The organism is Promicromonospora umidemergens (assembly GCF_024171995.1).
Classification (GTDB): domain Bacteria; phylum Actinomycetota; class Actinomycetes; order Actinomycetales; family Cellulomonadaceae; genus Promicromonospora; species Promicromonospora umidemergens.
Genome location: NZ_JAMTCT010000014.1, coordinates 71,430 through 85,152 on the forward strand (window position 1 = coordinate 71,430; position 13,723 = coordinate 85,152).

9 protein-coding genes are annotated in these 13,723 nt (G+C 72.0%); 8 read left to right on the plus strand and 1 reads right to left on the minus strand.

Going from position 1 to position 13,723, the window contains the following annotated elements; translation table 11 throughout:
* Positions 1-41 precede the first annotated feature (41 nt).
* From APR04_RS19855 to APR04_RS19870, 4 genes are all read left to right on the plus strand, one after another.
* Positions 42-1,634, plus strand: a complete 1,593-nt coding sequence (locus APR04_RS19855) for a DUF7059 domain-containing protein (RefSeq protein WP_372496143.1) — start codon at positions 42-44, stop codon at positions 1,632-1,634.
* Between the two features lie 136 nt (positions 1,635-1,770).
* Positions 1,771-2,712 (plus strand): LysR family transcriptional regulator, encoded by a 942-nt coding sequence (locus APR04_RS19860; RefSeq protein ID WP_253873451.1) that lies wholly within the window; start codon positions 1,771-1,773, stop codon positions 2,710-2,712.
* A 158-nt stretch (positions 2,713-2,870) separates the two neighbouring features.
* Entirely contained in the window at positions 2,871-3,995 is a 1,125-nt protein-coding gene (locus APR04_RS19865) for a S1 family peptidase (protein ID WP_253873453.1), read from the plus strand.
* A gap of 208 nt (positions 3,996-4,203) precedes the next feature.
* Complete coding sequence (locus APR04_RS19870) at positions 4,204-5,661, plus strand: S1 family peptidase (protein WP_253873455.1); 1,458 nt, start codon at positions 4,204-4,206, stop codon at positions 5,659-5,661.
* Between the two features lie 88 nt (positions 5,662-5,749).
* Here APR04_RS19870 and APR04_RS19875 read toward each other — a convergent pair whose 3' ends face one another.
* A complete protein-coding gene (locus APR04_RS19875) occupies positions 5,750-6,670 on the minus strand; it encodes a phosphatase PAP2 family protein (RefSeq protein WP_253873457.1) in 921 nt (306 codons plus the stop codon).
* A 220-nt stretch (positions 6,671-6,890) separates the two neighbouring features.
* Here APR04_RS19875 and topA point away from each other — a divergent pair, with 220 nt between their 5' ends.
* From topA to APR04_RS19895, 4 genes are all read left to right on the plus strand, one after another.
* Entirely contained in the window at positions 6,891-9,710 is a 2,820-nt protein-coding gene (gene topA, locus APR04_RS19880) for a type I DNA topoisomerase (RefSeq protein ID WP_253873459.1), read from the plus strand.
* Between the two features lie 241 nt (positions 9,711-9,951).
* The gene (gene tmk, locus APR04_RS19885) at positions 9,952-10,662 is read left to right on the plus strand and encodes a dTMP kinase (protein ID WP_253873461.1); all 711 of its coding nucleotides are present in this window, start codon (positions 9,952-9,954) and stop codon (positions 10,660-10,662) included.
* A complete protein-coding gene (locus APR04_RS19890) occupies positions 10,659-11,795 on the plus strand; it encodes a DNA polymerase III subunit delta' (RefSeq protein WP_253873463.1) in 1,137 nt (378 codons plus the stop codon). The genes tmk and APR04_RS19890 overlap by 4 nt, the downstream gene beginning before the upstream one ends.
* A gap of 153 nt (positions 11,796-11,948) precedes the next feature.
* Entirely contained in the window at positions 11,949-13,619 is a 1,671-nt protein-coding gene (locus APR04_RS19895) for an enoyl-CoA hydratase-related protein (RefSeq protein WP_253873465.1), read from the plus strand.
* Positions 13,620-13,723: the final 104 nt, after the last annotated feature.

Sequence of the window (13,723 nt, forward strand, 5' to 3'; positions counted from 1 at the left end):
CGCTCTGCTCGCGTGGTGGGGGCACGGGGTCTGCGTGCAGGATGGGGCCCGTGCAGCCTCTTGTGACCGATCCCGCCCTCGTCGCCTCGCTCCGAGCCGACCTGGTCTCCGCCGCCTACGACGTCGACGGCGTCGAGGACCTCCTGGGACCGCTCGCCGCGGCCGCGCTGCACAGGGAGCAGTCGCTGCCGGCCCGCCGGGCGGTCGCCGCGGCGGTGGGTGGCAAGCCGCCGTCGGACCAGGACCCGCTGGCCACCCTCGCCGGCCTCTTCCTGGTGGGCGCCGCGGTGCCGCGCGCCGCGCTGGACCGGGCGCTGCCCGCGGCGGGGACGGCGGGCGCCGAGCGGCTCGGTCTGGTCGCGGCCCAGGGCGCCGGGGACGACGACGAGGTGCGTGCCGTCGTGGACCTGCGCCCCTACTCCTCCGTCGACGCGGGCGGCGACGCCCGCTGGTGGCTCGCCTCCGACCTGGGCGAGCTCGCGACCGGCGGCCGCCTGGCCACCGACCACGTCCTCGGTGCTGGCGGTGCGTCTCTCACGCTGGCGCAGGTCACGGTGCGCAACCCGACCGGCCGGGTGCTCGACCTGGGCACCGGCTGCGGGATCCAGGCCCTGCACGCGGCGCGGCACGCGCAGCACGTGGTGGCGACGGACATCTCGCGGCGGGCGCTGTCCTTCGCGGGGTTCAACGTCGCGCTCAACACCGATGCCGGGACGTCGCTGGACCTCCGGTACGGGTCGATGCTGGAGCCGGTCGCGGGCGAGCGGTTCGACCTCGTGGTCTCCAACCCGCCGTTCGTCATCACACCGCACGCCGGGGCGGCGGGCCGGGCGGTCGCCGACGCGCTCGGCGCCTACGAGTACCGCGACGGCGGCCGAGCGGGCGACGACCTGGTGCGGGACCTGATCCTCGGCGTCGGCGACGTGCTGGCACCTGGCGGGACCGCCCAGCTCCTCGGCAACTGGGAGCACCGCAAGGGCGAGCCGTGGACCGAGCGGGTGGGTGCGTGGCTCGACGAGGCCGGCCTGGACGGCTGGATCATCCAGCGCGAGGTCCTCGACCCCGCCGAGTACGCGGAGACGTGGATCCGGGACGGCGGCACCACCATCGACCGCGAGCCGGACGCCTGGGCGGCGGCCTACGGCGCCTGGCTCGACGACTTCGAGTCCCGGGACGTCGAGGCGGTCGGCTTCGGCCTGGTGACCCTCCGACGCCCGGCATCCGGGCAGGCCACGCTGCGACGCCTCGAGGAGCACACCGGCTCGGTCCGGCAGCCGCTCGGCGCGCACATCGCCCGCAGCCTCGCCGGGCACGACTGGCTCGCGGCGCGGGACGACGCGGCACTCGCCGCGGCGCACCTCGTCACCGCCGCTGACGTCACGGAGGAGCGCTACCTGACACCGGGTGCGGCCGACCCGAACGTCGTGATCCTGCGGCAGGGGGACGGGCTGGGGCGCGGCGTGCAGGCGTCGAGCCCGCTCGCGGCCCTGGTCGGCGCGTGCGACGGGGAGCTGACGGTGGGGCAGATCGTCGGGGCGCTCGCCGCGCTGTTCGACGTCGCGGCGGCCGACCTGGCGGCCGAGCTGCTGCCGGCGGTCCGTGGCCTCGTCCGGGACGGTTTTCTGGCGGAGTGACCCGCGACCAGCAGCCCTCCTGGCGGCGCCCGTCCGTTTCGTGGGCGTAACGGTCGTTCGCGCGAACCGATAAATCTTGTTCAGAACAGAGACATCTGCGGCTATGACAGATATTTTCCACCGTGTGGAACTCGACATGCGGCACTTGAGGATGGTTGTCGCCGTTGCCGAGTCGGGCAGCGTCACGAAGGCGGCGGCTGCCCTCGGCATCGCGCAGCCGGCCCTGACCGCGCAGCTCAACCGCATCGACCGGTCGCTGGGCGGGAACGTGTTCGTCCGCGATCGCTTCGGTGCGCGCCCGACCGAGCTCGGTGACCTCATACTCCGGCACGCCCGCGTGCTGCTGCCGGCCATGGCGGCCCTTGCCGACGATGCCGAGCGGTTGGTGAACGGTGACGTCTCCCTTGGCGAGACGGTCCGGGTCGGCATCACCGGGACCGCGCTGGGCGGCCTGTTCGTCAACCAGCTGCACATCGCCATCCCCGGCGTACAGGTCACCACGACGATGCCCCACCTGGCGGACGACGTCGCGGCCCGGCTCGCCAGGGGGACCATCGACCTTGGCCTGGTCGGGATGTGCTCGGAGGCGTCGCCACCGGCCGCGGTGGAGGTCGCGTGGACCCGGGTCTGCGCCGACCCGATGTTCGTCCTCCTCGACGAGCACCACCCCTACGCGGGCAAGCCGGAGGTGTCGCTCGCCGAGCTGGCCGAGGAGCAGTGGCTCTGCGTCCCGTCGTACGGCTGCCTCGAGGAGTGCTTCGTGTCGGCGTGCGTACGTGCGGGGTTCACGCCCCGCGGCATGGGCGAGGCCGAGTGGACCACCGCCGTCGACCAGGTGCGGGCGGGGCGCGCCGTCGCGCTCGTGGAGCCAGGGCAGCTGGACCCGCCGGGGGTCGTGACGGTCCCTCTGGCGGGAGCACCCCTGCGACGCACCCACTACCTGGGCTGGCGGCACGACGCCGACCTGCGGGTGGACCTGGAGGCAGTCGAGGGCGCCGCCCACCGCGCCCACCGCGACGCCGTCCGGCGCAGCCCGCAGTACGAACACTGGCTGGCGATGTACGGCATGCTCGGCTGACTGACCACCGCTCCGTGTGGTTTGCCCTCCATAGGAAATATGTATGACCTGAGTGCGATGTGGGCGAGACGTCCAATTTCTCCTACTGTGGCGGCGCGGGTGAAAAATCGCCCGTGGGTGGAACTTCACCCGCTCTACGACACAAGGAGTCGCTGGAGATGAGACGCACTTCCCTCCGGGGCGTCGCCGTGGCAACCGCCACCGTGGGCCTCTTTGCCGGCACCATCAACGCCGTCGCCGCTGTTGGACAGTCCGACGTCGAGAACGCAGCAGCGGGCTATGCGCCGGGACTGGTCGCCGCGATGGAGCGCGACCTGAACCTGAGTGCGACCGAGGCCGTGGCCCAGATCGAGGCTCAGGAGGTCTTGGCCGGTACGCAGCGCAGTCTGGAGAAGTCGCTCGGCGCCTCCTACGCCGGCGCCTGGGTCGAGGGCGCGGACGCGCTGCACGTCGCCGTGACCGACGCCGCAGAGGCCGACGACGTCCGTGCGGCCGGGGCGACCCCCGTCACCGTCGACAACTCGCTCGCGACGCTCGACGCCTGGACCGCCGACCTGAACGGTGCGCTGTCCGGGTCCTCCGTCAACTCGTACCACGTGGACGTGGAGACCAACGAGATCGTCGTCTCCGTCGTCGACGGTGCCACGGCCGACGTCGAGGCCGCCGTGGCCGAGGCCGGGGTGCCTGCCTCCGTGGTGTCGCTGAACGAGGCCACCGAGCGCCCCCGGACCTTCGCCGACGTGATCGGCGGTGAGGCCTACTTCATCAACGGCAGCTCGCGCTGCTCGGTCGGCTTCGCCGTCACCGGCGGGTTCGTCTCGGCCGGCCACTGCGGTTCGGTGGGCTCCTCGGCGAGCGAGCCGTCCGGCACGTTCGAGGTCTCGGAGTTCCCGGGCAGCGACTACAGCTACGTCTCGGTCGACTCGGACACGCCGGTCGGTGTGGTGGACGACTACGCGGGCGGCACCGTGGCGGTCGAGGGCTCCTCGCCGGCCGCCGTCGGCGCTTCGGTCTGCCGCTCCGGCTCGACGACCGGCTGGCACTGCGGCACCATCGAGGCGCTCAATGCCACCGTGAACTACGCGGAGGGCAGCGTCTCCGGCCTCATCCAGACCGACGTCTGCGCCGAGCCGGGCGACTCGGGCGGCTCGCTGCTCGCCGGCTCGCAGGCTCAGGGCATGACCTCCGGTGGCTCGGGCAACTGCTCGTCCGGCGGTCAGACCTTCTTCCAGCCCGTCGGTGAGGCGCTGAGCGCCGCCGGGGTATCCCTCGTGACGAACTGACCGGTCCGTCCGGCCGGCACTGGCGTCGACCGGACGGCACATCGGCCGCATCGGCCGAGGGTGGGTAGGGGCGGCCCCTACCCACCCTCGGTATGCCCGCATATTGATGCGATATGTCCTAATCGGTATCTGGGAGTTACCTGAAAGCGACCCTACGCTTTGCCGCACTGGGTGAATCCATTGCCCCGACGACAAGGAGTCGCTGGACATGAGACGCACATCCTTCAGGGCGATCACGGTGGCCACAGCCGCTGCGACGCTCTTCGCCGCCAGCATCACCGCCGCTACCGCAGGCATTGCCGCCGGTTCCGACAGGCCCGAGGTGGCCGGCTACGCGCCGGGCATGGTCGCAGCACTGGAGCGCGACCTGGGCCTGACCACCTCCGAGGCAGTGGACCGCCTCAAGACCGACGAAGCACTGTCGGAGAAGCAGCTCACGATCGCCAAGACCCTGGACAAGGGCTACGCGGGCGCCTGGGTGGACGGCTCCGAGCTGTTCGTCGCGGTGACCGACAGGTCAGCGGCCGCCGAGGTCCGTGCCGCCGGTGCCAACGCCGTCACCGTCGACAGGTCCCTGAGCCAGCTCGACCGGCTGGCCACCAAGGCCTACCAGGCAGCTCCCGAGGCCAAGATCGCTGCCACCTACGTGGACGTCGAGTTCAACTCGGTGGTCATGGAGGTGGCCGAGGGCGCGAAGGGCGCTGTCGCGGCTGCCGTCAAGCAGGCCGGGATCTCGGCGGGCTCCGTCTCCGTCGTCGAGGTCGCCGAGCTGCCCCGCACCCTCATCAACGTGATCGGCGGCAACGCCTACTACATCGGTGGGTCTCGCTGCTCGGTCGGCTTCTCGGCCACCGGCGGCTTCGTCACCGCCGGACACTGCGGTTCGCGCGGCGCCACCACCAGCCAGCCGAGCGGCACCTTCCAGGTGTCCTCGTTCCCGGGCAACGACTACGGCTACGTGAGTGTCGGCTCGGACGACAACCCGGTCGGCGCGGTGAACAACTACAACGGCGGCACGGTCAACGTCGCGGGCTCGTCCCAGGCCGCCGTCGGCGCCACGGTCTGCCGGTCCGGGTCCACCACGGGCTGGCACTGCGGCACCATCCAGGCGTTCAACGCCACGGTGAACTACGCGCAGGGCAGCGTCCACGGCCTCATCCGTACCAACGTGTGCGCCGAGCCGGGCGACTCCGGCGGCTCGCTGCTCGCCGGTGCGCAGGCCCAGGGCCTGACCTCCGGTGGCAGCGGCAACTGCTCCTCCGGCGGCACCACCTACTTCCAGCCGGTGAACGAGGCTCTCAGCGCGGCGAACGTCTCGCTGATCACCGGTGGTGGCGGCAGCACGCCGCCGCCCACGGCCTGCGAGGACGAGCGGACGGCGTTCAGCGGCTCGCTGGGCTCCGGCGGTCAGGCCGCAGAGCCCGGCACGACCGGGTTCTCGGTGCTGTCCGGCACCATCACGGGCTGCCTCGACGGGCCCACCGGGACCGACTTCGACCTCTACCTGCAGAAGGTGAGCGGCGGTTCCTGGACCACGGTGGCCCAGGGGATCACCGCGGCTGCCGACGAGAGCGTCAGCTACAGGGGTACGTCCGGCACCTACCGCTGGGTCGTGGACGCGTACTCCGGCTCGGGTTCCTACACGGGCGGATACACGACCCCGTGACCGCCTGACGTGTCAGACGCCCAGGTCACTCGAGGTGACCTGGGCGTCTGTCGCGTGGGAGGGCTCGACCGCGTGGGGGACTACCGCGTCAGGGCCGCGCAGTGGACTGGCGCACGAGGAGCAGCAGCGCGAACGAGCCGAGGCTCACCGCGACCACCCCGAGCATCCCGCCCATGTAGGCGGTGAGGTCGCCACCCAGCGGCAGGCCCCAGCCGTCACCACGCACGCTGCCGAGCGCGCCGAGGGCGAGGACGCCCGCGCCGACCGTGCCGAGCAGGAGCAGTCCCGCCGCACCGGACGACCCGGGCTCCGGGCCGCCCCGCGGCGCGTCCAGGGACGAGGGCGAGCTCAGCGCGCAGACGCCCGCGCTCCAGGCGAGCACCACGAGGACGGCGGCGACGACGTCGGCTGGCCGGTGCCACTGCCCGATCAGGGTCGATACGCCGGTGGCCGCCGTATAGGCGGCGCCGGCCACCGCGACCACCGGTCGCCAGCGCCGCGGCACCGCGATGAGGAGGCCCGCCGCGACCGACGCCGCCACCGTCGTGTGACCGCTGGGCAGGGTGTTGATGTCGGCGCGTGCGACGTCCAGCAGCGCGGGCCGGTCGAGGACCACGTGCTTGAGCACCTGCGTGGTGAGGTTCGAGCCAACCACCAGGATCGCGACCTGTGCCACGAGCCACCAGCGGCCCCGGGTCAGCGCGAGCACGACGGCGACAGCCAGCCCCAGGCCGACGAATGAGTTGGACACCACACCGAGCACCGGCTCGGCGAGCTCCCAGAGCACGCCCTGCCCACGTGCGGCGCCCTCGAGCGCGAGCTGGTCGGCACGCTGGCCGCCGGCCGACCGGATGAAGGTGTCCCAGGTGGCCCACACGCCCAGCAGCGCGAGCACAGCGACGACACCTGCGGCGATGCGAGGCCGCAGGCGGGGCCGGTGCGCCGGCGTTCGTGCCGGGGGCGGGGTGCCCATCGCGTTCCCGGGTCGCGGGAGGGTGCGGTCGGTCATGGGCCCAACGGTAGGCGACCCGCCTGAAGAGACCGTGTGGCTGGTGTGATGCTGCGCTGTCCATCACCTCATGGGTGAAAATCACCACGGTCATGTGAGACCGCCGGGCAACCGGCTGTCGGCCCGGATAGGGTGCGATCCGTTGCGGCTGGCGTACCGTGAACTCTCCAACGCCGCTCGGCGCCCCACCCCAGACCCCGCAGGAAGCAGGCAGGACCGGATGTCCCAGGCACGCAAGCTCGTGATCGTGGAGTCGCCCACGAAGGCTCGCAAGATCCAGAGCTACCTCGGTGATGACTACGAGGTCGAAGCCAGCGTCGGGCATATCCGCGACCTCCCGCAGCCCAAGGACCTGCCGGTGGAGATGAAGAAGGGCCCCTACGGCAAGTTCTCGGTCGACGTCGACAACGGGTTCGACCCGTACTACGTCGTCCACGCGGACAAGAAGAAGAAGGTCAGCGAGCTCAAGAAGGCGCTGAAGGATGCCGACGAGCTCTTCCTCGCGACCGATGAGGACCGCGAGGGCGAGGCCATCGCCTGGCACCTGATCCAGGAGCTCAAGCCCAAGGTCCCGGTCAAGCGCATGGTGTTCCACGAGATCACCCGCGACGCGATCCTCCGTGCTCTCGAGAACACGCGGGAGCTGGACCAGGACCTCGTGGACGCCCAGGAGACCCGGCGCATCCTCGACCGCCTGTACGGCTACGAGGTCTCGCCGGTGCTGTGGCGCAAGGTGCGCCAGGGCCTGTCCGCGGGCCGCGTGCAGTCCGTGGCGACCCGCCTCGTGGTCGAGCGCGAGCGGGAGCGGATGGCGTTCGTCTCAGCGGACTACTGGGACGTGGCGGGCACCTTCGCGGTCACGGACGACGGCGCGGCCGCCTCCGGCCAGCCCTCCTTCCGCGCCCGGCTCACCCAGCTCGCGGGCGACAAGGTTGCCTCGGGCCGCGACTTCGACGACCGGGGGCGGCTCAAGGTCCGCACCGGCGTGGTGCAGCTCGACGAGGCCACGGCGAACGCCGTCGTCTCCGGGCTCGCGGCCGCCGACTTCTCCGTCCGCAGCCTGGAGACCAAGCCGTACACGCGCCGCCCTGCCGCGCCCTTCACCACCTCGACGATGCAGCAGGAGGCCGGCCGCAAGCTGCGGATGTCCGCGCGCCAGGCGATGCGGACCGCGCAGGGCCTGTACGAGAACGGCTACATCACCTACATGCGTACCGACAGCCCGTCGCTGTCGGCCGAGGCCACCAACGCCGCGCGCAACCAGGCCGCCGAGCTGTACGGCCCCGAGTACGTGCCGGGCGCGCCCCGGCTGTACCAGTCCAAGTCGAAGGGCGCCCAGGAGGCGCACGAGGCGATCCGCCCGGCGGGTGACTCGTTCCGCACCCCCGCGCAGGTCGCCGGCGAGCTGAGCGGCGACCAGTTCCGCCTGTACGAGCTGATCTGGAAGCGCACGGTGGCCTCGCAGATGGCCGACGCGAAGGGCTCGACGGCCTCCGTCCGGCTCGGTGCGGTCGTCGTGGGCGGCGACCAGGACGGCAACGAGGCGGTGTTCTCGGCGTCGGGCACGGTCATCTCGTTCCGCGGCTTCCTCGCGGCCTACGAGGAGAGCGCCGACGCCGACGCCGAGGCGGCCGAGAGTGCCGCGGCGGCGAAGGAGACGCGCCTGCCGACGATGGCGGAGGGCGACGCGCTGACCGGCAGCGACCTCGCCGCCGACGGTCACTCCACCTCCCCGCCCCCGCGCTACACGGAGGCGTCCCTGGTCAAGGCGCTGGAGGAGCGCGGCATCGGCCGGCCGTCCACGTACGCCGCGACGATCTCCACTGTCCAGGACCGCGGCTACGTGATCACGCGCGGCCAGGCGCTGGTGCCGACGTGGCTCGCGTTCGCGGTGATCCGCCTGCTGGAGGAACACTTCGACCGGCTGGTCGACTACGACTTCACGGCCACGATGGAGGCCGACCTCGACCAGATCGCCGCCGGGTCGCGGGAGCGGGTGGCGTGGCTCAAGGAGTTCTACTTCGGCGAGATCCCCGGCAACATCGGCACGTCCGACCCGCTCGGCGTGGACAGCGACGGCGGCGGCCTCCGTGCGCTCGTCGAGAACCTCGGGGAGATCGACGCCGCGGCCATCAACTCCGTGGAGATCGGCGAGGGCATCCGCGTGCGGGTGGGCCGGTACGGCCCGTACCTCGAGGACCTCGCCGCCGAGGTCGAGGAGGGCAAGACCCCGCCCCGCGCCTCGGTGCCCGACGACGTCGCGCCCGACGAGCTGACGGTCGCCAAGGCGCGCGAGCTGCTGGCGGCAGGGGCCGACGACGGCCGCGTGCTGGGTGTGCACCCCGAGACGGGCAACCCGATCGTGGCGAAGAACGGCCGCTACGGCCCGTACGTCACGGAGCAGCTGCCCGAGCCGGACCTGGACCCGGGCCTGTCGGCAGCGGCCAAGAAGCGCGCGCTGGCCGCCCTGCCCAAGCCCAAGACGGCGTCGCTGCTCAAGACGCAGGCGCTCGACTCGGTGACGCTGGAGGACGCGCTGCAGCTCATGTCGCTGCCGCGCGTCGTGGGCGCCGACCCGGAGTCGGGCGACGAGATCACCGCGCAGAACGGCCGGTACGGGCCCTACCTCAAGAAGGGCACGGACTCGCGCACCCTGCCGTCCGAGGAGGCCATGTTCACGGTCACCCTCGACGAGGCGATCGAGATCTACAAGCAGCCCAAGCGTGGGCGCGGGCGGACGGCGGCACCGCCGCTGCGCGAGCTCGGCGACGACCCCAACAGCGGCAAGCCGATCCACGTCAAGGACGGCCGCTTCGGCCCGTACGTGACCGACGGCGAGACCAACCGCACCCTGCCGCGCGACGTCACCCCGGAGTCGGTCACCGCGGAGCAGGCGATCGAGCTGCTCGCCGAGAAGCGCGCCCAGGCTCCGGCGAAGAAGCGCACGCCGGCGAAGAAGGCTCCGGCCAAGAAGGCTCCGGCCAAGAAGGCGCCCGCGAAGAAGGCTCCGGCGAAGAAGAGCACGACCACCAAGAAGTAGGGCAGGTCGCGCGGAGGCGCCCGTTACCTGGTTGCGCGGCATGCCATCTTCTGCGGGCCATGCCATGTTCTGCAGGTGAAGCGATTCACACCGAGAAGATGGCATGCCAAGCAGAGGATCACATGGCCGATACGTGGCGCGCTGTCCGGCTCCTCCTGATTGCGAGGCGTAGACCGCACGTCCGGCTGCGGGCGGCGGCGCCCGGCCGGTCGATGTGGGTGGGCGCGGATAGGGTTGCCGCGTGAACGCACCGGGCTTCTTCATCTCTTTCGAGGGCGGCGAGGGCGTCGGCAAGTCGACGCAGTCGCGTCTCCTCGGCGACTGGCTGGCCGACCTGACCGGCCGCGAGGTCGTGCTCACTTTCGAGCCCGGCGGCACGGCGCTCGGCAAGGAGCTGCGGGCAGCGGTCATGCACGGCCAGGACATGGGCCCACGGGCCGAGGCGCTGATCTATGCGGCTGACCGTGCCCACCACGTCGAGACCGTGGTGCGGCCCGCGCTGGAGCGCGGTGCCGTGGTGATCACCGACCGCTACCTCGACTCGTCCGTCGCCTACCAGTCGGGCGGTCGGGACCTGCCCGGCCACGAGGTGGAGCATCTCTCCCTGTGGGCGGCCAAGGGTCTGCGGCCGGACATCACCGTGCTGCTCGACCTCGAGCCAGGGGTCGCCGCGGCACGCCGCGCCACGGCCGACGGAAAGGGCGCGCTGGACCGCGTGGAGCGGGCCGGCCTCGAGTTCCACACCCGTGTCAGGGACACGTTCCTCCGGCGGGCTGCCGCCGATCCCGAACGCTGGGTAGTCATCGACGCGACCGCGCCGATCGGTGACATCCAGGCGCAGATCCGGGTGGACGTCTCGGCCCGGCTCGGCCTCACGCCGGTCGTCGCGGAGGCCAGCAGCCTGGCCGAGCCCGGCGGCGGTGCCGAGGCGGCGGGCGAGGGCCCGGCATGACGGTGTGGGACGACGTCGTCGGGCAGGAGTCCGCCGTCGCCGCGCTCCAAGGGGCCGTGGCGAACCCGGCGGCGATGACGCACGCGTGGCTGGTGACCGGTCCGCCAGGGTCCGGCCGGTCGGTGGCGGCCCGAGCCTTCGCGGCGGCGCTGCAGTGCCCGCAGGGCGGCTGTGGCGTGTGCCGGGCGTGCACCACCACCATGGCCGGCACTCATCCGGACGTGACGCTGCTGGCCACCGAGAAGGTGGTCATCGCCATCGACGAGGTGCGGGACCTGATCATGACGGCATCCCGGTCGCCGTCGGGCGGGCGGTGGCGCGTGATCGTGATCGAGGACGCGGACCGCATGGCGGAGCGCACCACGAACGTGCTGCTCAAGACCATCGAGGAGCCGCCGCCGCACACGGTGTGGGTGCTCTGCGCGCCGTCGGTCCAGGACGTGCTGCCGACCATCCGGTCACGCTGCCGCGTCGTGGTGCTGCGCGTGCCGCCACCGCAGGCGGTCGCCGACCTGCTGGTGCGGCGCGACGGCGTCGACCCGGCGGTGGCGCTGAGCGCGGCCCGCGCGGCGCAGAGCCATGTCGGCCTGGCGAAGCGGCTGGCGCGCGACGCCGGGGCGCGTGAGCGGCGTACCGCGGTGCTGAGCATCGCGCGCCGCATCCGCGGCGTCGGGGACGCGGTGCTGGCAGCGGGCGAGCTCGTGGACGTGGCGAAGGCGGAGGCGGTGTCGGCCACCCAGGAGCGGGATGCCGGCGAGAAGGCCGAGCTGATGCGTGCTCTGGGTGTGGCCGACGGCGAGACCTTGCCTCCGCGCCTGCGCTCCCAGCTCAGGCAGCTGGAGGACGACCAGAAGAGGCGTGCGACACGGCATCAGCGCGACGTGCTCGACCGCGCCATGGTGGACCTGCTCTCCCTGTACCGGGACGTGCTCGTGGTGCAGCTCGGGGCAGAGGTGGACCTGGTCAACGCGGAGCTCACCGAGACGGTGCGCTCGCTGGCCGCCGACTCCACCCCGGAGCAGACGGTGCGGCGGATGGACTCGATCGGGGTGGCTCGCACCCGCCTGGGCGGTAACGTGGCGCCGTTGCTGGCGCTCGAAGCGATGGCCATAGCCCTGCGTCCGCAAGGCTGACCGCCGCCGGGTGACAGCCCTGTCCGGTCGGCCCCTGTGAAGATTTCGCACGGGTGAAGCCGAACCATCAAGGCAGATTGTCCCGATTGGCGTCCGTGGTTAGGCTGCGGACGCCCCCAGAGCTTTTCCGTGCGACAAGGAGTCCACCGCCCGATGAGGATTCTCCTGCTGGTCTCAGCCTTCAACGGTCTCACCCAGCGGGTCTGGTGTTCCTTGAGGGAACAGGGGCACGACGTAGGAATCGAGCTTGCCCCGACGTTCGAGTCGGGCGCCGCGATGACGCGGGCCGTCGAGCGTGCGGACCCCGACCTGATCCTGTGCCCGTTCCTCAAGCACCGCGTACCGGACACGATCTACGAACGCTGGCCGACCGTCATCGTCCACCCCGGGCCGGTGGGCGACCGCGGCCCGTCCTCGCTCGACCACGCGATCCGCGACGGCCGGGAGCGCTGGGGCGTCACGGCGCTGTCCGCCGTCGAGGAGCTGGACGCCGGCCCCGTCTGGGCCACCGCGGTGTTCGACATGCCGGACCAGCCGATCGCCAAGAGCGCGCTGTACAACAGCCGCGTCGCGGACGCCGCGATGGCCTGTATCGGCGAGGTGGTCCGCAAGGTGGCCGACGGCGAACGGCCGATCCCGGCGGAGGCCTGCCTGCGGATCGTGCCCGTCGACGGCGAGCTGCCGCTGCTGCGCCGCGAGGACTTCCGCATCGACTGGAGCCGTCCCGCGAACGAGCTGGAGCGGCTCGTCGCGGCGGCCGACGGCGCCCCCGGCGCCCCCGCAGGCGTGAACGGCCGGTCGGTCTGCGTGTTCGACGCGGTCGCCTCGCCGGAACACACGGGTGCGGCACCCGGCACCGTGGTGGGCCGCAACGTCGACGCGGTGGCGATCGCCTGTGGCGTCGGCACGCTCTGGGTCGGCTACGCCGCGGAGCTCAGCGGCCGACGCGGCGCCAAGCTCCCGGCCGCCCAGGTGATCGACGCGAGCGGCGCCCCGTTCCGCCGGGTCCCGGACGCCCTGGCGGAGACCACCTACGTGCGCGACGGCGCCGTCGGGTACCTGACGATCCGCTCGTACAGCGGTGCGATGTACACCGAGCAGTGCCGCCGCCTGACCAGCGCCGTCGAGAAGGCTCTCACCGAGGACACCCGGGTGCTCGTCATCAAGGGCACGGAGCACGCGTTCTCCAACGGGATCCACCTGGGCACCATCGACGCGTCACCGGACCCGGCGGCCGAGGCCTGGGACAACATCTGCGCCATCGACGAGCTGTGCCTCGCCATAGCGACCGCCGAGCAGCTCACCGTCGTCGCGTTCACCGCGAGTGCCGGCGCGGGCGGCGTGATGGCCGGGCTCTGTGCTGACGTGACCCTCGCCCGTGAGGGCGTGGTCCTCAACCCGTACTACGACATGGGGATCTACGGTTCCGAGCTGCACTCCTGGAGCGTCCCGGCACGCGTCGGAGAGCACCGCGCGTCGCTGCTCCTGAACCGCAAGCTGCCGATCTCGGTGGCTGAGGCGGCACGCATCGGGCTGATCAGCGCCGTCGGGCCGCGGGAGTGGGGCGAGTTCACCACCTGGCTGTCCTCGGCCGCTCAGGGGTACGAGGAGCCCGCCACGCTTGGCTGGATGCTCGCAGCACGCGCGGAGCGCCGCGCGACGGACCGGCCGCTGTCGTACTACCAGACCATCGAGCTGGCCGAGATGGCGCGCGACTTCTTCGACGACCGCAACGCCTTCTCGGTGCACCGCAGGGCCTTCCTGCGCAAGACCGCAGCGGACGCCACCCCGGAGAAGCTGCGCTTCTCCACGGCGCGCGTCTGACCCACGTGATCCGCCGACGCGCGTGATCCGCCGTCGACGCGCGTGATCCGCCGCGAGCACGGATGATCGGCACATGGTCAGGTGACCGATAGCTCGGACTATCG